The organism is Filimonas lacunae, assembly GCF_002355595.1.
GTDB classification, from domain to species: domain Bacteria; phylum Bacteroidota; class Bacteroidia; order Chitinophagales; family Chitinophagaceae; genus Filimonas; species Filimonas lacunae.
This window is the reverse complement of record NZ_AP017422.1, coordinates 5825041-5846296: the sequence shown is the minus strand read 5'-3', so window position 1 is coordinate 5846296 and position 21256 is coordinate 5825041. Positions and strand designations below refer to the sequence as shown.

The following is a 21256-nucleotide window of genomic DNA, read 5'->3' as shown; positions in this document are numbered from 1 at the left end:
GATTTACACAAGCGGTTAAAAAAGAATGCTAAGATTTTCTAAAAACTGTCTTATATATAAATGAAGTTGCCTAATTTTGGACTATAAAACCATTTTGGTCTAAAAGTATGCTTCTTTCCAAAGATGAAATAATAAAAGCAGAGGTACTGCAGGAGGCTGGTAAGCTGTTCCGTCATTTTGGTTTAAATAAAACCACAATGGAGGATATTGCCCGCGCAGTAGGAAAGGGGAAAAGTACACTTTACTATTATTATAAGAGCAAAGAGGAGATTTTTGATGCTGTAATGCGGCATGAAAAGGATGCAATATTCAAGCGCATCCAGGAAGCTGTTGCGCTCCAACCTACTGCTACGGCCAAAATGGAAGCTTACGTTAGAGTTAAATTCAGGGAAATTTCTAAAATAACGGTTCTTTATCAGGTAGTTGTACGTGAAGTACAAAACTGTAATGAAATAGAAAGGAATATCAGGAAAGGATTTGACAGTGTAGAAACAGATATTGTGAAGAGCATTTTGCAGTATGGTATTGTAACAGGTGAATTTTCTAAGTTAAAGCAGAGTGAATTGGATTTGCTGGCGTTTACATTAGTAAGTAGTCAGCGCGGAGTGGAAATTGCTTCTATCATTGGCAACAGGTTAGACGAATTAGAAGCACAGATAGACTGGTATATGGAGGTGCTGTTTAATGGCATTAAGAATTTATAGCAGTTTTTTTGCGTCTCTTTAGACTAAGAAACGCTAATATTCTAAAGTTTTGATAGTTATTTAGGTCGGATAGGGATATTTAGTAAGGATTAGAGAAGAATAGAGGGGATTTATTATTGATTGTGTTGTCCGGTGCATCTTTTATAAAAAGACAGGAACAACTAACAGAAAGGGGAACTATTATAGTAAAAGATGCGCTGGATAATCAGTCTTCCGGAACGGGAAAATGTGAGTCAGGTGGCGAAAGCCTGTCCGGAACTTTAAAATGTCTACAGTTGGATTTGGTTATAATTTCACGGCGGTTGTTTCTACAGCCGCCTCTTTTTTAAAATACGAAAGTGGCTTTTACACATTAAATACCCGACCAATATGTTGTAAACGGGCTGTTTTTTAAAAATTTTTGAACAAATAGCCGTTTTGTTCTAATATCCTGTTATTTTTGTTTTTCGTTTCTCCGACCAAACTGAAATAATATTCGTTCCCTGTAAACGTTTTACAACATATTGAAATACAGGCTAAATGCAGAAAAATCTAAAAGAAAAGATTGCAGCGTTTAAAGATGCTGCAATGATTAAAGAAAAAGGCTTGTATCCTTATTTCCGCCCGATTGAATCAGCGCAGGATACAGAGGTAATGATTGAAGGAAAGAGGATACTGATGTTTGGGTCCAATTCCTATTTAGGTCTTACTAATCACCCTGCTATTAAAGAGGCTAGTCAAAAAGCAATTGAAAAGTACGGTTCAGGCTGTGCTGGTTCAAGATTTTTGAATGGTACTCTCGATCTCCATGTAACCCTTGAGAAAAGGCTGGCCCGTTTTGTTGGAAAAGAAGATGCAGCTGTATTCAGCACCGGCTTCCAGGTAAACCTGGGGGTGTTGAGTTGTGTAACCGGCCGTAACGACTACATCATTTTAGATGAATACGACCACGCTTCCATCATAGATGGTTGCCGTTTATCTTTTTCCAAAGTAATTAAGTACAAGCACAATGACATGGCCGATCTGGAGCATAAACTTGCCCAGTTACCTGAAAATGTGGTGAAATTAATTGCTGTGGATGGGGTTTTTAGCATGGAAGGCGACATTGTAAAACTTCCTGAAATAACCAAACTTGCTGCCAAGTATGGTTGTAACATTATGGTTGATGATGCGCATGGTTTAGGTGTGATTGGTGAAAAAGGTGCAGGTACAGCATCTCACTTTGGTTTGAATGACCAGGTAGATCTGATCATGGGTACTTTCAGTAAATCTCTGGCTTCGCTGGGGGGATTTATTGCCGGTGACTATGAAACTGTTGACTATATCAGACACAGAGCACGTTCATTAGTGTTTAGCGCGAGTGTTACGCCGGCATCAGCTGCCAGTGTAATTGCGGCACTGGATCTGATTGAAAATGAGCCACATCACTTAGATAATTTGTGGAAGAACACAAACTATGCTAAGAAAATGCTTCAGGAAGCAGGATTTGACCTAGGTGGAACAGAAAGCCCCATCTTACCTATTTATATCAGAAATAATGATCAAACGTTTATCATTACCAAGGTATTACAGGAAATGGGCGTGTTCGTGAACCCAATTGTGTCACCAGCGGTGCCACCTGAAGAGTCGCTGATCCGTTTCTCATTAATGGCTACGCATACCTTCAGCCAGATTGAAGAAGCTGTTGAAAAGTTAGTGAAAGCTGCAAAAGTTGCAGGTCTGGAACTAGCTACTGGTCAGCAACATATTAAAACTACCAATTAGCAATATTATATTGTAGAGCCGCATTGCAGTTATTCTCATTTGCTTTAAGCAATTAACTGCAATGCCGGCTTTTTTCCGCTACCTATTCTCTCTTTTCCGTGATAATAGCACACTACGCCCTGTAGTTTTTGTCAAATGAAGCTGTTATCTTTTCCGGATTGCTACAAATCAGGCTTTTGCAATTGTTATTCTATGATAATATGTTAAAAGAGATTTTCTGCAAAAAGAATATAAGGTTACTTATACCTTTGCCGTGGTTGTACCGGACATGTAGTGACATGACAAATGGTTATTCTTAGTTATTCTATAAATCAAAATGTAATATGAAAGAGCAAATTCAGAAAGCTGAAGGCAAGCTAGGCATTCTTACGCCTGGTATGGGAGCTGTAGCTACTACGTTCATGGCGGGTGTTATTGCTGTGAATAAAGGATTGGCTAAACCTATCGGTGCTTTAACTCAAATGGGAAACATCCGTTTAGGTAAAAGAACAGAGAGCAAGTATCCTTTAATTAAAGATTTCGTGCCTTTGGCTAATCTGCAGGATATTGTTTTTGGCGGTTGGGATGTTTATGAAGACAACGTTTACCAGGCTGCTGTTCATGCAAAAGTGTTAGAAGCTTCTTTGCTGGAAAAAATTAAACCGGAGTTGGAAGCTATTAAGCCAATGAAGGCTGTGTTTGACAGAACTTTCGTTAAAAACCTTGACGGCCAATTCATAAAAACTGGTGCTACCAAGTGGGATTTAGCTAAGCAGGTAATGGACGATATTGAAAATTTCAAAGATGCCAATGATGTAAACCGCGTAGTGGTGGTTTGGTGTGGCTCTACTGAAATTTACTTTGAAGCATCAGAGGTGCATGAAACCCTGGCTAATTTTGAAAAAGGGTTAAAAGAAAACGATCCTAATATTGCTCCCAGCATGATTTACGCTTATGCGGCGCTGAAATTGGGCGTTCCTTTTGCAAATGGTGCACCTAACCTTACCATTGATATTCCGGCTTTAGTAGAATTATCTAAAGAAACGAATACGCCTATTGCTGGTAAAGATTTCAAAACTGGTCAAACTTTAATGAAAACGATCCTGGCACCAGGCTTACAAGCAAGAGCTTTAGGTGTACACGGATGGTTCTCTACTAATATATTAGGAAACAGGGATGGTCTGGTACTGGACGATCCGGATAACTTCAAAACAAAAGAAGTATCTAAACTGGGGGTGCTGGAAGATATATTCAAACCAGAAACCAACCCAGACCTGTATGGTGAAATTTACCATAAAGTACGTATCAATTACTACCCTCCGCATGGTGATAACAAAGAAAGCTGGGATAACATCGACATCTTTGGCTGGTTAGGTTATCCAATGCAGATTAAGGTGAACTTCTTATGTCGTGATTCTATTTTAGCTGCGCCCATTGTATTAGATCTGGCGTTGTTTATTGATCTGGCAAAAAGAGCTAATATGTCTGGTATCCAGGAATGGTTATCATTCTATCTGAAATCACCACAAACTGCACCGGAATTAAGACCTGAACATGACATTTTCAAACAACTGATGAAGTTGCAGAATACTTTACGTCACATGATGGGGGAAGATTTAATAACACACCTGGGGTTAGATTACTACCAGGATTTGGTTGATGTATTGTCATGATGACATTTTCTAAAATAATAACCACTTGCCTGGGCATTGGTTACATACGAAAAGGCGGCGGCACATATGCGTCAATAGTAACGCTGCTGGTTTGGTATGCGCTTCAGGCAGGTGGTCATGATAGTCCCAATGGCCAGTTGATAGCAGTGATTCTATTGCTGGCATTGGGCATATTTTGTGGAACAGTTGTTGAGAAGGAATGGGGAAAAGATAGTTACCGGGTGGTAATTGATGAGGCGGCCGGAATGTGTATTACTGTTTTGTACATTCCTGTCAATCGCTGGGATTATTTACTGACCGGGTTGATTTTATTCAGAGTGATGGACATTTTTAAGCCCTTATACATACGCCGGGTAGAAAAACTGCCAGGTGGTTGGGGGGTTATGATGGATGATGTTGTAGCAGCAGTGTATGCTTACTTGATTTTAAGGCTTATTATAACAATGCATATATTCTAACAGCGCATGTTTATAAAAGCACAACTAACTTCTCTTTCGGCTTCCCTCATTGATAATGCAACAGCCATTGTTCTACAGGCTGCATGCAAAGTGCCTAAGTTATATGCAGGCATGGCAGGAGTAGTGATAGGAGGGATTTTTCATTTCTCGGTAAGTCGCAGATGGGTTTTTAATGCATCTGACAAAAGCAGGAAAGATCAGATTATCAAGTATATTATGGTTTGGTCAGGTAATTTTTTTCTGAATACCGCAGGAATAGCAATTTTATTAAGATTAACACATCTCGACTTCAAGATAATAAAGGTTCTCGTATCTATAGTTGTGGGTATTACCTACAATTACTTTCTTCAGAAAAGGTTTGTGTTTAAATAGTCATACAAAATGGATTGGAAAAGAAAAATTGGGTTCGGTTTTTTGCTGCTATTGATATTGGGAGGAATTGAAGCGTTTGGGCAAACTACAACAACGATTAAGGGTACTGTTAAAGACGCAGCTACACATTTGCCATTGCAAAATGTGAGTGTTTTCTTTACTGGTGCGCAAGGAGTTATTACGGATAGTGCAGGTAGATTTATCGTGCAAACTGATGACAATGTTAGTTTTATAGAATTTACCATTTTAGGATACCAGTCTGTAAAGAGAAAGTTGGGTAATGATGCTATCCAGGTTTTGAATATAGAGATGGCCCCTTCTCCTAAAAACCTGAATAATGTTACGGTTACTACTAATAAAAGAGCTAAGTACCGTAACAAGAACAACCCAGCCGTTGAACTGATCAGACAGGTAATTGCCCATAAAGACGATAACCGTCTTCAGGCTTATGAAACAGCTTCCTATGAGAAATATGAAAAAATTCAGCTGTCGCTAAGCAAAATCTCAAAAAAACTTACAGATAGTAAGATTTTAAAGAGATATAATTTTGTTTTTGATAACCCGGATACTACTCAAATGCAGGGAATGACAGTTACCCCTGTATACCTGGAAGAAAGTTTATCTGACAACTATTACCGGAAAAAGCCGCAACAATCTAAGTCAATAATAAAAGGAAAGAAAAAGGTAGATTTTGGTGAATTCGTGGATATGGTGGGTGTTAGTAGCTACCTGAACCGATTGTATGAAGATGTAAATATTTACGATAACAATATTTCAGTACTTACCAACCAGTTTCTGAGCCCGATTGCCGACCTGGCGCCTACTTTTTACATGTTCTATATCCGGGATACTGTTGAGCTGAACGGTGAGAAGCTGGTAAAAATGTATTTCACCCCACGCAACCCCGATGATTTATTGTTTAGGGGTACTATGTTTATTACACTGGATGGTAACTATGGTATTCAGCAAATAAACATGTTTGTAAGCTCTAAAGTGAACCTGAACTTCGTTCGCCAGTTGAAAATTGCCCAGGAATTTGAAAAAAGTAAAGAGGGCAGGTATTACCTGGAGAAAAGTGACATGGTAACCGATTTTGGTTTATCTAAGAATGGAGGTGGTATTTTAGGGGAGCGCACTGTTTCTTATAAAGATTTTCAAACCAACGTAGCTATTAATGATAGTGTGTTTAAAGGCCCATCTGTGGCTATCCAGGAAAAGGCAGAAGAGCGTCTGGATACATTTTGGATAAGCCATCGTCACGATAGCTTATCCAGTGCTGAGTCTAAGGTGTATGCAAACATTGACAGCCTGAAAAAAATGAAATCTTTCAGAAGGTTAATGGATTGGGGAACTTTTTTACTGGCAGGTTATAAGCAGGCAGGACCATTTGAGGTGGGACCGGCTAACACCTTTTACAGTTTTAACCCGGTAGAAGGTTTTCGTTTACGTTTAGGTGGTAGAACTACTCCCAAATTAAGTAAACGCTACTATTTTGAAACCTACGGAGCCTACGGTTTTAAAGACCAGAAATGGAAATATTTCCTAAGTGCTTCTTACTCCATTAATAATAAGTCCATTTATGGATATCCTTTGCACTATGTAAGGGCCAGTTTTCAACGTGATACTAAAATTCCAGGTCAGGAGTTGCAATTTGTGCAGGAAGATAACTTCCTGTTATCCTTCAAAAGAGGTAATAATGACAAGTGGTTATATAATGACATCTTCAATTTTTCCTATGTAAGAGAATTTGGTGATCATTTGAGATATACAATAGGGTATAAATGGTGGAAACAAACACCTGCCGGCAGTATTTCCTACGTTAAAAATGTGAACGGAACCGATGTAAATGTGAATGATATCACTACTTCGGAAATTTCTGCGGAATTCAGGTGGGCTCCGCACGAGCAATTTTACCAGGGTAAATTATATCGGATACCTATCATCAACAAGTATCCCATTTTTACTTTCCGCTATATAGCAGGTATTAAAGGGCTTTTAAAAGGGGAGTATAACTACCAGAGTATTAACCTGCGTGCTGAAAAGCGTTTTTATCTATCGCAGTTAGGTTTTACAGATATAACTGCAGAAGGTGGCTACCTGTTTGGCAAGGTTCCTTTCCCTTTAATGACTATTCATCGCGCCAACCAGACATTTACGTACCAGCTAAACTCGTTTAACCTGATGAACTTTATGGAGTTTGTGAGTGATCACTACGCATCCGTAACGGTTGATCATTACTTTAACGGGTTTATTTTCAATAAGATACCGCTGTTAAAGCGATTGAAACTGAGAGAGGTAATTGCTGGAAAGCTTTTATATGGAGCTACACGTGATGAGAATAATCCGGCAAAGAACCCGGATCAGATAAAATTTCCTACAACAAACGGTGTAGTATCTACCTTTGTGTTCGATAATCAACCTTATTTTGAAGGTAGTGTAGGGATCATGAACATATTTAAGTTAGTAAGGGTAGACGTGGTGAAACGTTTTACCTATTTGAAGCATGCCGATATTCCTACATGGGGCATCAGAACAAGGGTAAAATTTGATTTTTAAGTAATTGTCTAATAAAGATTTATGTCTGTTCGTACAGGATTGCAGCAGGGGATTTATAAAATCATAAACCCGTTTGTTCGTTTTTTAATTAAGCTGGGACTTACTCCTAATGCTGTTACTTCCATTGGTTTAATGTTAAACATTGGAGTCGCTATCATTTTTATCAAAGGTGCTGAGGTGGGGCATCGGGGCGACTTATCTTATGTAGGTTGGGCTGGTGCGCTGATATTGTTTGCCGGTTTGTTTGATATGCTGGATGGCCAGGTGGCCCGCCTGGGAAACATGAGTTCCCGTTTTGGCGCTTTATACGATTCCGTATTGGACCGGTATAGCGAAATGGTGTTGTTCCTGGGTATTTGCTATTACCTGGTGGGGCATCATTATTTCCTAAGCTCCCTGTTTGCATTTATTGCCCTGATAGGTAGTATGATGGTAAGTTATGTAAGAGCCCGCGCAGAAGGATTGGGTATCGAGTGTAAAGATGGCTTAATGCAAAGACCGGAGCGTGTAATTACTATTGCTTTATCTGCTATGGCATGTGGCATTACTGCGCATTACATTGGCGGCGACTATAAATTGTTTATCCCAGGTTTCAGATACCACGTATTTGAAACTATGTCAATTTTTACCTTGCCCATTACTTTTATGGCTGTGTTAACAAATATTACTGCGATTGGAAGACTGAGGGGGGCCAAAAAATCAATGGAAAAGATAGAACAGGAACAAAAAGAACAGAAAGCAGAAGCTGTTGTACCACAACAGCGTTCAACCGCAGCGGTAAAAACATTGCTGCTGGTTATATTAAGCATTACTGCTTCACTGATAACATATGCCAGAACCGAGCCACAGGATACATTTCCGGTACCGCCCCGTGGCTTTGGTCATTTATTTTACCTGCAACGTACCCCTAATGCTAACACCATTATGTACGATCTGAATATTAAAGATGGTCTTATTGATAAAGATGATCCTGTACATGCATACTGGATCAGATATACCGAGCAAAAACAAAAGCAGGAACTAAACTTTGTTCAGCGTAAATTTGCTTACGGTATTAAGGCTAAAGACTTAGGTAACAATAAGTTCGAGTTACATTTTGTGTCGTATAAAAAGATGCCTTTGTATCTGGAATATTCTCCAACCGAAAAAACATATCATGCATATGCTACGGTAAATAGTAAATACCTGCGTTTGAGCCGCATATTTATTATGATCAATGGAGGAAGTTTCTGGTCACCCAACATTGAATATGTTGAGATCAAGGGTGTTGACGTTGCCACCGGAAAAGAAGTTGCTGAACGATTAAAAATATAACTGTACATGTCTAAAAACTATGTTTCTAACTCCACTGAGTCGGTGAGGATGTTCAAAAACAGCCTGATGGAGGGACTTTCTAAAGTGCATTTTACTATTCCTTTGTTTATATTCATTCCAATTATAGGCGTTTTTGTTTATCTCTCTTTTCATGAAGGAGCAAATATCTTATCTTTTATAGGGTACTTCGCTTTTGGTTTGGGTATCTGGACCATCACTGAGTATGTACTGCATCGCTGGATTTTCCACTATGTGCCTAAAGCACAATGGGCGTTACGGTTACATTTTATTTTCCATGGTGTACACCACGATTATCCAAGAGATAAAAAGCGCTTGGTAATGCCGCCTTCTGCCAGTTTACCATTGGCAACCCTGTTTTACTTTTTATTTTCCCTGTGTTTTGAGGTAAAAGCTAATTTGTTTGCTTTCTTTCCCGGGTTCCTTTTAGGATACCTGATTTATGATATGCTTCATTATGCTATGCACCACTACAATTTTAAAAGTGGTCTAATGAAGAGAATTAAGCAACATCATATGTTGCATCACTATCAGGATGCTGAGAAGGGGTTTGGCGTAAGCTCTGCTATATGGGATAAGATATTCCATTCCGATTTCACTAATAAAATGTAGATTCTCTTGTCTTCCAGTTCTATTGCCAAAGAGCCGTATCCTCTGTTGCTGAAGAATATCCTTATTACTACCGCAGTTTCCGTAGGGTACCTGTTGTTATCTTATATCCTTATTGGTTATAAAACCGAACAGCTGTTCCTGGTATTGCTATTCAATGCCCTTTATTACATTTCTAAAGGAACAAGGCGCTTTATTATTGGGTTTTCCATCTTCATTATATTCTGGATTCTGTTCGATTATATGAAGGCATTTCCCAATTACCGGTATAATACTGTGCATATCAAAAGTATATATGATGCCGAAAAGGCTTTGTTTGGCATCATGCAGGGAGGCGCTGTGCTTACGCCTAATGAATACTGGCTTACCCATCAAAGCACGTTCCTGGATATTTTCAGCGGCTTTGCTTATTTGTGCTGGATGCCGGTGCCTTTGTTTTTTGCCTGCTACCTGTTCTATACCAACAGAAGACAATTCTATTATTTCGCGCTTACATTTTTACTGGTAAACCTGGTGGGTTTTGTGGGGTATTATTCTTATCCGGCGGCACCACCATGGTATATTCAATTACATGGTTTTGATTTTAATGCGGCAACCCCAGGAAATACAGCCGGGTTAGACCGGTTCGACCAGTATTTCCATACCACTATATTCAAAGGGTTATATACCAAAAGCTCTAATGTTTTTGCAGCCATGCCTTCTTTGCATGCGGCTTACCCGTCCATAGTACTGTACTATGGAATTAAAAACAGGATGGGGTATATTAACCTGTTATTTGCGTTGGTAGTTGGTGGAATCTGGTTTGCAGCTGTATATAGCAGCCATCACTATGTGTTAGATGTAATGGCTGGTATTTGCTGTGCGATAATCGGTTTTGTGATATTTCATTTCCTGAAATCGGCTGCCTGGTTCGATCGGTTCATTAGCCGTTTAGTTAGTTTGTAGGGGCCAGCGGTACTGTCTGGTCCTGGCGGCCTATCCCTTCTACCATCATTTCTACAATAAAAGCAATACGGCTGTCCAGGTCGGGGCCATTTGTTACCAGGGGCAACTCCAGCCCTCTGAACGAGCTTACTATCAGGTAGGCGAAAGCATTCATTTCGCCGGTGCTCATATTTTTAAACTCCCTCTTATCCACTCCTTCCTGTAAAATCTCTTTTATCAGTTCAATCTGGGTGGTATCAAACCTGTTTTTTATAGGTGTTATTACGCAGGGAATATCATGGATTTCATCTTTCAATGCTCCATTCAGATTGCATAACGATGCCAGGTGCTGAAATTGTGCTTTACAAAACAGCATCAGTTTTTGCTTCGATGTTTTTGAATGCTCAAGGGAGCGTTTAATCAACCGGAAAAAACGGTGCATTTCTTCATTTACCACAGCTTCAAAAATTTCCTCTTTGCTTTTGTAGTAATAGTAAAGTGAGCTTTTACGCTTTCCTATTTCCCGGGCAATATCCTCTACGGTTGTCTTTTTAAACCCAAATTTTCTGAAAAGATTTCCCGATACAGTTATTATGTCTTTGTTTAAATCTTCCTTGTGCCCCCATTCGGTCATTAGAGGTCGTGCCATGTCCTTTGTATAGAGCGTTATTGAGATAAGAAGTGCAAAATATAGATAAAAATCAAGAGATTACATATCCCTCGTACTTACCGCCATAAAATAATTAAACTGTAACATAGCTTTAACCGGAAGAATCTGACGGAAAAATGACTTTCCAGATTTCGTAATTCAATTTTCCTAATTAGTAAAAGGAGTCCGGGGTAAAAAACTAATCTTGTACTACCATTTACTCCGCCTGATCATCAGTGTGCATACTGGTGATAGTATTCAGCAATGTGCATTTTTAGCATAGACTGTAAGCTGTTACGCATAGCTTATAGTGTAGGGCATAAACAAGGTGTTATGCCATGAGGATAACTATGCGTAAAAGTGAAATAGAAACAGATAGCAAACCAATTATATCAAACAATATTGTTATAAATAGTTGCTGAAACAAAGCGAGTAAATGGTTTCAGTAAATCCGAGCCCCGTTTCCACGGGGCTTTTTCACTGAAATAAATGGACAACAAAGATGCGGCGTATTCCTGGATAGGCACCACATCCAATTGTCAAGTATTTGTAATAAATAGTGTGGACTATAAATTGTAATTTGTGTATAGCTAAGTTCGATTATGAAAAAGTTCTTCCTCACCTGCATAATAATTGCTGTGTTTGCTGCCTGTCATAAAAAAAATGACCCGGCCCCTCAGCCTACTACTCCTACTACCGGCAGCAGAACTGAGTTCAGTCTTGATACCCTTTATCTATATGCCAGCCAAACCTGGCTGTGGTATGATGCCTTGCCGTCGTACACCACGTTTAATCCCCGTCAGTATGCAGGCTATGGTTCTTCCGACCTGGCAGCATTAAAAAAAGAATTATTTGATCTGGTACAATATAAAATTAATCCATCCACAGGGCAGCCATACGAGGCACCTATAGGGGTAAATCAAGGTAAATATTCTTTTGTAGAAGCAGGGAACCTTACGACAGGAAGGCTGGCTACCGTGTCTTTGGAAGGGAAAGGAAATGATTTGGGGCTGGAATTGGCTATTGTAAATGGAACAGAAGTGCGGGTGCGGTATGTGAATCCATCTTCATCAGCAGCAGCGGCGGGCATTACCAGGGGCTGCCGTATTATTACCATGAACGGTACCGCGGTATCTGGTAACAGCACTACTTTAAACAGTGCCCTGGCACAAAGTAGTTTGCCACTTACGGCGGAAAAGCCTGATGGTTCCACTATTGATGTAACACTTTCCAAGTCCTCTTATGTAAGCAGCCCGGTACTAAAGTATAGCGTAGTTACCAGCGGAAGTAAGAAAATTGGCTATATCGCCTTTGCCAGGTTTAGTGTATTATCAGGTGCACAGGAACAATTGGATAAGGCATTTGCCGCATTTGCCGATGCAGGGGTGGTGGACCTGGTGATTGATTTACGGTATAATGGAGGGGGATATGTACAAACGGCAGAATATTTTTCCAACCTCGTGGCTCCTACAAGTGCTAATGGTTATGTAATGTATTCTGAGCAGTTTAATGGTTTAATGCAAAGCGGAAAAGCTACTATTCTGGCATCTATTCCTTATTCCGACGCTAATAAGCAGCCGGTATATATCAATGGAAGACGCGCTACCTATGCTGATGTAGATTATTCCGTTCAGAAAAACACCCATAATTTCTCCAAGAAAGGCACCCTGCAGAGTGTAAAAAATGTGGCTTTCATTGTAACGGGAAGCACTGCTTCTGCCAGCGAGCTGTTAATCAATTCTCTGAAACCTTATGTAAATGTGCAATTGGTAGGGGCTAAAACTTATGGCAAGCCGGTAGGCTTTTTCGGAATAGGCATAGATCAATACACCGTATATATATCCCAATTTAAAAGCGCTAACAGCAAAGGGGAGGGGGACTATTTTGACGGTTTTACACCGGGAATTTTATCGGCTGATGACGTTACCCGTGATTTTGGTGATGTCAATGAGCTGGCTTTGTCAAAAGCAGTAGCCTGGATTGCCAGCGGCGCTGCTCCCTCTGGTGGACGTATGCAGGTACAGGGTAAACTGGTGAACGAACAGTCCGTTTCTATCCTCAATAGCCGTGACAATGAGTTTAATGGGATGATACGTGAAGGAAACAGTATGACACTGAACCCATAAACCAACTTTCCAATATTCGTAATTAACTTTTCCTCTTTTCGACAGTGAACTCAGGCGCAGATGTAATATGTTTGCGGTCCATTCACTCGCTAAAGCACAAGTTCAGTGCCTGTTTCGGTAATACAATACCATATAGTTTCGTAATTCATAAACTGGTTATACTGTATTATGCAGACAGCAAATCTTTCCTTACAAGACAAATGGATTTCTTTCCGTAAAGAAAATCCCCGTGTACGCATCCGTGAGGCGGCAAAAGTGCTTGACAGCACCGAAGCAGAAATTCTGGCTTCTTTTGCTGGCAGCAAAGTATTGCGCCTGAACAATGATTTTCCGGGCCTGATGAAGCGTTTGCCTGATCTGGGCTATTTGATGGTGCTTACACGCAACGATAGCTGTGTGCATGAGCGCAAGGGAGTTGTGGAAGAGGTAAGCGTAAACAACCCACATGTGGGCTTAATTGTGGGTAAGGATATTGATCTTCGCATGTTCTTCCGCGCCTGGGCTTTTGGCTTTGCGGTAATGGATGATGAAGAAGCCGGATTTAAACAATCTATCCAGATATTTGATCAGCAGGGTAATGCTGTTATCAAAATATATCCTCAACAGGAAGATAAGGCGGCAGCTTTTGAACAACTGGTAAGAGATTTCTCTGCACTGGAGCAGGCTACTTCACTGGTACTGCAACCTGCAGCTCCTGCACCTCATTACAGCGATGCTACTGTAGAGCCAGCGGCTTTACAGGAAGACTGGAAAAACCTGAAGGATACACATGACTTTTTCCCAATGCTGAAAAAGCACAACGTATCCCGTTTACATGCTTTAAAAATAGCTGGTGAGTTTGCTAAACAGGTAAGTAACGATATTGTGAAAACATTGCTTGAAAAAGCAGCTGCCACTAATTGGGAAATCATGGTGTTTGTGGGTAATCATGGTAATATTCAAATACATACTGGTCCAGTTGCTAAAATCGTAGAGATTCCAGGATGGATTAATGTAATGGACCCTGCTTTTAATTTACACCTGAAGCTGGATGATATTGCAGAGTCATGGGCGGTTAAAAAGCCGAGCACAGACGGTGTAATTCATTCTATAGAGTTGTATGATGCTGCTGGTGAAATGATTGTACAATTTTTTGGCAAACGCAAGCCTGGCGTGCCGGAAATGGCTGAATGGACTGAGTTTGTAAGCAGCTTATAATTTGTCTCATCACATCGTAATGATGTTCTCTTAAATATGTGGAAAAAGGTGCAGCCTTAGTCTTAAGGCTGCACTAAAAATATCTTTTAGCAGCCCTGCTAATCAAAATGCTCCTCATCATCTACCGTAAGTAATATTGGAATAGCTATCCAGGCAATGCCTAAAACAATTAGCCAGATTTGTCTAAAGAAGAAGAAGGAGGCACACAATGCTAATCCAAATAAAATCATTGCGATACCTGCTTTGTCAGGGTATTTTTTCTGTTTCATAGAAATCGCCAGTTGTAATCATAAAGGGCGGATTTTCTCTAGCTATTGGATTAGTGTTGGCTATCCCTGTTATTGTATGTGCGGATAGTATTTACTAATATACCAACATATAAGAGCATAATCTAATTTTCTAAGGAGGATTCCTGAATATTTAATTGCCAGAATTGTTTTTGTAGTAGAAATATTACAGATGTGTGGTGTATTCACTGTTACATACGAGGAAAGTGACGTTCGGGTTGTGATGCTGAAAGCCTTTTTGGAGATCGTTTTTTTAGTGGCAACAACGGCTATTGTTACAGCCAGACAAAGAAGCCTGTTGGTCATTTATGTAATAAAAAATATAAACTAAAAATTAAAATATTTTTCAAACACGCATCTGACCTGGCATTTATGATGGTTATAAAAGCAAAAGCTTCCTGCTACAGGAAGCTTTTGCTTTTAGGGTTTTATATCGTTCTCTTCTTTTTTGTTCTCTTCTTCCGGGGTGGGTGATTTTGCATCGTTAAACTCACGAACACCTTTGCCGAGTCCCCGCATAAATTCAGGAATTTTCCTGGCACCGAATAATACCAGTATCACAATCGCTATCAGCAATATTTCCTGGAAACCAAAACTTCCCATATGTCTGTTATTTGAAGTGAGTAAACCAATAGAACAAATAACAGGGCAATTAGTTGTGTTTATTCTGTTAATCCCAGTTGTAATGCACGTTTCACCAATCCGGCTGTGTTTTTTACGTCCAGCTTTTGCATAATGCTGATGCGATGGTTTTCTACCGTATGCGGGCTGATAAACAGCATGGATGCAATTTCCTGGCTGGTATGTTCATCTATAATCAATTGCAGCACTTCCTTTTCACGACTGGTAAGCAGGGCCTGTTTTTTTTCGTTCTGCCTGCTTTTAAACATGTCTTCTACAATACGTTGCTGCAATACAGGCGATAAAAACTGACCTCCATTGTATACGGTTTCTATAGCAGTAACAATAGTTGTGTCTTCTGAGTCTTTTAATAAATAACCCATGCATCCCAGTTGCAGCATCTTCTTAACCTGAATCATAATATCCGTACTGCTTAATACCAGTATCCGTACGCCGGGATATTTTTTCAATATGTTCCTGGCTATTTCTGTGCCTTCCATGTCAGGAAGGTGCATGTCTAATAACAGCACATCCGGCTTATTTACCTTAATGTCCTGTAATAAAGCAGCACCTGTATGGTAAACTGCTGAAACTTCTATATGAGGAAAATCAGACAGTACTTTTCTAAGCCCATTTACCACAATCGGATGATCATCTGTAATTGCTACCTGTATCTTCTTTGTCATTCCAATATATTTTGCCGGGTAGTAATAATATTTAGTTCAATGTATATACTCGTTCCTTTACCCGGGCTACTGGCAATATCCATTTGTCCGTTCAGCGATTTCACGCGATCTTCTATGGTTCTCAGTCCCATGCCTTCACCCTGGCGGTTATTTTCAGTAATGCCTGTGCCGTTGTCTTCTACCGTAATACAAAGCAGCGATTCGTGAAATACAATCTGTACCAATGCCTGGGTTGCCCTGGCATGTTTCAGTGTATTGTGAATCAATTCCTGTATAATTCTATAGGCAGTTAGTTCAAAGTCTTTGGGCAATCTTCGTACTTCCCCCCAAATTTCGGTATTTATTTCCAGCATATGCCCCTTTCTTACCCTTTCGCAAAAGAGGAGAGAGGCTTTAGCTAACCCTTCGCGCAGTAATATCTCCGGCATCAGGTTGTGTGCTGTTTTTCGCAACTCTACTGAAGCTTCTTCCAGTAATTGAAGAATTTCGGTTAAATCGTGTCCCGATTCGCCTGACGTAGTTAGTTTTCTAAATACATAACTTAAACGGGTTCTGATGGTGGCCAACGTGCCGCCCAGGCCATCGTGCAGCTCACGGGCAATACGGCTGCGCTCTTTTTCCTCCCCGGCAATCATGGCCTGCAGGCTGGAAATCTGCAGTTCCTGTTTCAGGTTACGTATTTTTTCCGTTTGCAGTTTGTGCTTGTGTTTGCTGTTGCGGTACAGCAGCAGGCTAACGAGTAACACCAGTAAAGTGCCACAAAGAATGCCACCAATCCAAAACTGTTGTGTTCTTAGCCTGCTTTTGTTGCGGGTTATAGATAGTTCCTTTTGCGCTATTTCTCTTTCCTTGTCAGCAATGCGGTATCTCATTTCCACATTGTATACCAATTCCATTTTTTTATCTTTCTGCATGCTGTCCAATATTTCAGCATGCAAACGCCAATGCTCACCGGCATTTTTGTAATCTTTTAAGGCGTCGTAGGTTTGTGCCAGTGTTTTATGTGCATAATCGGTATAAGCAATCATGTGTACTGCTGCGGCTGTTTTCAATGCCGGAACCAGTGCATTCACTGCTGCCTGGTATTTCTTTTGTTGTAAATACACTTCTCCTAATACAAAATGCGCAAACACATAATAACGGTTATTGGCTTTGTTTTGTAATGGCATTTCTTTAAGCCCTTCATTTACATATTCTAAGGCCTTATCGGGCTGCTTGTCTTGCAAAAGGCTGATAGCAGTATTCATAAGACTGGCTATTACAATAGAAGGTGTAACATGTAAACGCCGCCCCATTTCACAGGTTAACTGACAGTAATATCTGGATGAATCTCTTAGCCGGATGTTTTCATAATAAGCTTCTTTCTGAAAATAGATGCTTACCAGCAAAGTACTATCGCCAATTGCCATTGCTTTTTTTTCAATGGCATTCAAGTGTTCCCAAAGCGATTGAATATACCTGTCGTGCTGAATATCATTGTGCACATTCATCCAAAACTGCAAAATGCTGCCATAAGCACGCATCTGAACCTGAATACTTAAATCGGGATTGAGTTCTACAATATGCAGTGCCTGGTATCTATACCATGCGCATGAGTCGAATTTGCCCAGGTAATAATACACCTGCGCCATGCAATGATAAATGTTAAACCTTAGTTCTTTGTTTGTATTACTGGTGTCTGTACAATAGGTAAGTGCCTGATAGGAATAGGCAATGGCTTCCTGGTCTTTATTTAAAATGCTATGTGCACGGGCCAGGCCCAGGTAAGAATTACCAATGCCATAATTATATCCTGCTAGTTTAGAGCTGTTTAATGTGTGGGTATAGAGTAATATACTGCTATCTGTATTTTGCTCTCTTATCGAATAGCCTTTCTGCATCATTGTATTAATGGCAGCTGTGTCGTGCAGTTGTGGCAACGTGGCTGTATTTTGCTGAGGCACGTTCTGCGCCGTTGCAAAATGGAACACAATAAGCAAACAAATGAATTGCAGCCAATAAATAGCCTTCAATTTATTCTTCATAAACCATTAATTTCTGTGTATGGCGGCAGACGTTAGTGGCGTACGGTCACAGGTAGAGAAGTTTTAGATAGTATTGGAAATTTGAGGGAAGTTAGTGAAAAAAACGGCGTTAATGTAACGTGTTAGTGGTTTTCCACTAATTTTTCGGTGAGCGGGAATTACTGATGAAATTTTCAAATGTGAAAGATAATTTTACCCGGATGCGAAATGAGAGAGTCTCCTTTGTTATAGTTTTTTTACTATCACTTGTATGTATATTTTCTGTACAGGCGCAAAACTTTACTAATAAGGGTAAGGAGTTTTGGGTGGGGTATGGGAATAATTACTTGTTCGATCATGATGCAAGAGCGGATGATTCAAAAAACACACAGGAGATGGTGTTGTATCTTACTGCAGACGAGCCAGCAGTAGTAGAGGTCTCTATTCCCGGAACAACCTACAGGAAAGTATACAATGTACCTGCTAATACATCTTTACCTACAGAGCCACTTCCTAAAAGCGGTGCCGAAGATTGTCGCATCACAGATGAAGGGCTTTTTACCAAAAACGTACATATTGTTAGTAATGTTCCTGTTGTAGTGTTTGAGCATACGTACGGGAATTTTTCTTCCGGTGGGTCTATGTTATTACCTGTAGAGGTATATGGCTATACTTACTTTGCACAAAACACACGACAACTTAAGGCTGATGGCTTTTATTCCTGGTTTTATATAGTTGCCAGTGAAGATAATACCACTGTCAGCATTACGCCTAAGCTGAAAACCAAGAACGGACATGATGCCAGGCAGGCTTTTACAGTAAACCTTAAGAAGGGGGAGATATACAACGTAATGGCTGAGAATAATGCTGGTACAGATATGTCGGGTAGCAAAATTCAGTCACTACCAGGCAGTGATGGTAATTGTCATAGAATTGCGGTTTTTTCAGGTTCCAGCAGAACTGGTCTTGAAGTTGATCAAAATATATTGGGAGGCGGAGGTAGCGACTTTATGATGGTTCAGGGTTTTCCTGTAAGTGCATGGGGGAGTAAGTACCTTACTGCACCTACTTCCACTACACTTGGGGCTGCTAATGTTAAACAGAATGGATACCGTGTTTATGTAAGAGACCCTAATACTACGGTAAAAAGAAATGGTGTTACGCTTACAGGTTTGCAGCAAACCAGCTATTATGAATTTAAATCTGCCACAGCTGATTATATTACTGCTGATCAACCTATATCGGTAAGTCAGTTTATTTTTTCACAGGATGTTGTTGGACGTCAGGCGGGTGATGATGGCGATCCTGAAATGTTTTACCTGACTCCTTTGGAGCAGGCTATTGATCATGTTATATTTTATAGCAACCAAACAGAAAATATAGAGAAGAACTTTTTGACATTGATTATTCCTGAAAGCGGCATGGCTTCTCTGTTATTAGATGGTAGCAATAGCTTTGATGCCAGTTACCCACATCCTAACCTTTCTGGTTATAGAGTCGTTGTCAAGGAATTGCCTATTACACCTATGCAGCATTCCATAATAAGTGATACTCTTTTTACAGCCATCACTTATGGATTGGGAAATTATGAAAGCTACGGATATAACGCCGGGGCGTATGTCAGCAACCTGGCTGCTATACCGGAAATTAAACCTGTTAATCGTAATGGGGTGTATGATTATGTATGTTCCAAAACTCCTTTTAGTTTATCTCTTAAAACATTTTATCAGCCTACCAGTTTAACCATCCATTTCAGCATGGTAAACAATGTTACACCTGCTACAGATGTAACTATTAACAACCCGGTGGCTTCGGCTACTACTGTTATTAATGGGATAACCTATTATACCTACGATATCCCTGATCAATATCAGTTTAACACAGGCGGCGAATATTCTTTACCTGTATCCATCGCCGATCCAACAATCGACAATTGTAAGAAATCTGAAATTGTAAACATTCTTATTCCCGTAGTACAGGGGCCAAGCGTCGATTTCTCTGTACAGCCTGTGTGTGTGTCAGAAAGCGCACAGTTTACTTATATTCCTATCAGTACAGATGCGCATTTCTCAAAATGGAATTTTGGGGATGGGACGGAAAATACCGTTGATGTAAATCCTTTAAAAAAATACAATACAGACGGTAACTATGATGTGAAATTGCAGGTGATAAGAGATTATGATGGTTGCTGGGGTGATACTGTAAAGTCTGTTGAGATTAAACCTTTGCCTGTAGTTGATTTTACAATGCCAGATGTTATCTGTATGCCTGAGGGAAAGGCTGTTATGCAACAAAAGGTAACGCTAAAAGGGGTAGAACCGGCTGTTATGAACCTTCAATGGACATTTGGAGATGGAAGTGCGGTTGCTACTGAAAAGCAACCTGAACATACATATGCCAGTAAAGGGAATTATGATGTGAAGCTTATTGCTACAGTAAATGGTTGTACCGATTCTTTAACGAAAACTTTACCTGTTACCGCCTTTAATGATAAGCCCATAGCCGATTTTGCATTTTCTGATACCGCTTATTGCCTGGGTGAGCAAACAAGGTTGGGTAACCTTAGTACAGTTAATGCCGCTTTGGCCACCTCATGGCAATGGCAGCTGGGAAATGGAGAAACTGATACAGTACGTGAACCATCAACTGTATATGCAACTGCTAAAGCTTATTCTGTCACCCTAACAGTAAACAATGGTGGATGTATTTCCGATCCTGTAAAGAAAGATGTTCGTGTATATGCGTTGCCTGTTGTAGAAGCAGGATCTGATGTAATTATAGATGCAGGTAACACTGCTACTTTGCAAGGGCAGGTGTCTTCAGATGTGACAAGCTTTAAATGGACACCGGACATTGCTCTTTCTTCTGATAACGTACTGTATCCTGTAGCTTCTCCTAAAACTTCACAAGTATACTATCTTACAGCAACCAACAGGGTAGGGTGTATTAATTCAGATAGCGTATTGGTAAAGGTGTATAATGACATTAAGATTCCTAACATCTTTACACCTAATGGTGATGGAATTAATGATGTATGGGATATAAAGGGGCTTCAGGACTATAGTCGCGCCAATATCAGCATTTTTAATCGTTGGGGACAGTTAGTGTATCATGTATCCGGCAATTACTATAAACCCTGGAATGGTGCAGGCAGTAATGGTTCTGTTTTGCCTGCTGGTATATATTATTACATACTGGAACCCAATGCCAATGGGTATGGTAAGCTAACAGGCTCTGTTACTATTGTTCGTTAGTGTATAGATGGTGGTTTTCCACTGTTTTCAAATCAGGCTATTTATTGGTATAGTGATAATATAACGATAAGATAACTTTATTT

Annotated in this window: 17 protein-coding genes; 12 read left to right on the top strand and 5 right to left on the bottom strand. The window is 40.0% G+C overall.

The window, feature by feature from the left end; translation table 11 throughout:
- Positions 1-107: 107 nt before the first annotated feature.
- The 9 genes from FLA_RS23010 (at position 108) to FLA_RS22970 (ending at position 10371) form a co-directional block, all read left to right on the top strand.
- Positions 108-704 (top strand): TetR/AcrR family transcriptional regulator, encoded by a 597-nt coding sequence (locus FLA_RS23010; RefSeq protein ID WP_076374765.1) that lies wholly within the window; start codon positions 108-110, stop codon positions 702-704.
- Positions 705-1223: 519 nt separating this feature from the next.
- A complete protein-coding gene (spt, locus tag FLA_RS23005) occupies positions 1224-2447 on the top strand; it encodes a serine palmitoyltransferase (protein WP_076374763.1) in 1224 nt (407 codons plus the stop codon).
- A gap of 323 nt (positions 2448-2770) precedes the next feature.
- Positions 2771-4099: an inositol-3-phosphate synthase gene (locus FLA_RS23000; RefSeq protein WP_076374761.1), complete on the top strand. Its 1329-nt coding sequence runs from the start codon at positions 2771-2773 to the stop codon at positions 4097-4099.
- Positions 4096-4557 carry a phosphatidylglycerophosphatase A family protein gene (locus FLA_RS22995; RefSeq protein ID WP_076374759.1) on the top strand — a complete coding sequence of 154 codons (462 nt, stop codon included), beginning with the start codon at positions 4096-4098 and terminating at the stop codon, positions 4555-4557. Before FLA_RS23000 ends, FLA_RS22995 begins: the two co-directional genes overlap by 4 nt.
- A gap of 6 nt (positions 4558-4563) precedes the next feature.
- Positions 4564-4929, top strand: coding sequence for a GtrA family protein (locus FLA_RS32090; protein ID WP_076374757.1), 366 nt, complete (start codon positions 4564-4566; stop codon positions 4927-4929).
- A gap of 9 nt (positions 4930-4938) precedes the next feature.
- The gene (locus FLA_RS22985; protein WP_076374755.1) at positions 4939-7485 is read left to right on the top strand and encodes a DUF5686 family protein; all 2547 of its coding nucleotides are present in this window, start codon (positions 4939-4941) and stop codon (positions 7483-7485) included.
- 21 nt (positions 7486-7506) lie between these two features.
- On the top strand, positions 7507-8799 hold the full coding sequence (locus FLA_RS22980; RefSeq protein WP_076374753.1) for a DUF4833 domain-containing protein: 1293 nt from the start codon (positions 7507-7509) through the stop codon (positions 8797-8799).
- Between the two features lie 6 nt (positions 8800-8805).
- A complete protein-coding gene (locus FLA_RS22975; RefSeq protein ID WP_076374751.1) occupies positions 8806-9429 on the top strand; it encodes a sterol desaturase family protein in 624 nt (207 codons plus the stop codon).
- A gap of 6 nt (positions 9430-9435) precedes the next feature.
- Positions 9436-10371: a phosphatase PAP2 family protein gene (locus FLA_RS22970; protein ID WP_076374749.1), complete on the top strand. Its 936-nt coding sequence runs from the start codon at positions 9436-9438 to the stop codon at positions 10369-10371.
- Here the strand turns inward: FLA_RS22970 and FLA_RS22965 are convergent.
- A complete protein-coding gene (locus tag FLA_RS22965) occupies positions 10361-10999 on the bottom strand; it encodes a TetR/AcrR family transcriptional regulator (RefSeq protein ID WP_084205969.1) in 639 nt (212 codons plus the stop codon). The genes FLA_RS22970 and FLA_RS22965 overlap by 11 nt on opposite strands.
- 602 nt (positions 11000-11601) lie before the next feature.
- Between FLA_RS22965 and FLA_RS22960 the strand changes: the two genes are divergently transcribed.
- Positions 11602-13125 (top strand): S41 family peptidase, encoded by a 1524-nt coding sequence (locus FLA_RS22960; protein ID WP_076374745.1) that lies wholly within the window; start codon positions 11602-11604, stop codon positions 13123-13125.
- 168 nt (positions 13126-13293) lie between these two features.
- On the top strand, positions 13294-14322 hold the full coding sequence (locus tag FLA_RS22955; protein WP_076374743.1) for a hemin-degrading factor: 1029 nt from the start codon (positions 13294-13296) through the stop codon (positions 14320-14322).
- A 98-nt stretch (positions 14323-14420) separates the two neighbouring features.
- On the opposite strand, the gene FLA_RS31555 is transcribed toward FLA_RS22955, so the two are convergent.
- The 4 genes from FLA_RS31555 to FLA_RS22940 form a co-directional block, all read right to left on the bottom strand.
- The gene (locus tag FLA_RS31555) at positions 14421-14591 is read right to left on the bottom strand and encodes a hypothetical protein (protein WP_159445042.1); all 171 of its coding nucleotides are present in this window, start codon (positions 14589-14591) and stop codon (positions 14421-14423) included.
- Positions 14592-15029: 438 nt separating this feature from the next.
- Complete coding sequence (locus tag FLA_RS22950; protein ID WP_076374741.1) at positions 15030-15212, bottom strand: Sec-independent protein translocase subunit TatA/TatB; 183 nt, start codon at positions 15210-15212, stop codon at positions 15030-15032.
- A gap of 59 nt (positions 15213-15271) precedes the next feature.
- Positions 15272-15916 (bottom strand): response regulator, encoded by a 645-nt coding sequence (locus FLA_RS22945; RefSeq protein WP_076374739.1) that lies wholly within the window; start codon positions 15914-15916, stop codon positions 15272-15274.
- Complete coding sequence (locus FLA_RS22940) at positions 15913-17940, bottom strand: sensor histidine kinase (RefSeq protein ID WP_076374737.1); 2028 nt, start codon at positions 17938-17940, stop codon at positions 15913-15915. Before FLA_RS22940 ends, FLA_RS22945 begins: the two co-directional genes overlap by 4 nt.
- A 200-nt stretch (positions 17941-18140) precedes the next feature.
- On the opposite strand from FLA_RS22940, the gene FLA_RS22935 reads away from it, so the two are divergent.
- The gene (locus tag FLA_RS22935) at positions 18141-21173 is read left to right on the top strand and encodes a PKD domain-containing protein (protein WP_159445041.1); all 3033 of its coding nucleotides are present in this window, start codon (positions 18141-18143) and stop codon (positions 21171-21173) included.
- Positions 21174-21256: the final 83 nt, after the last annotated feature.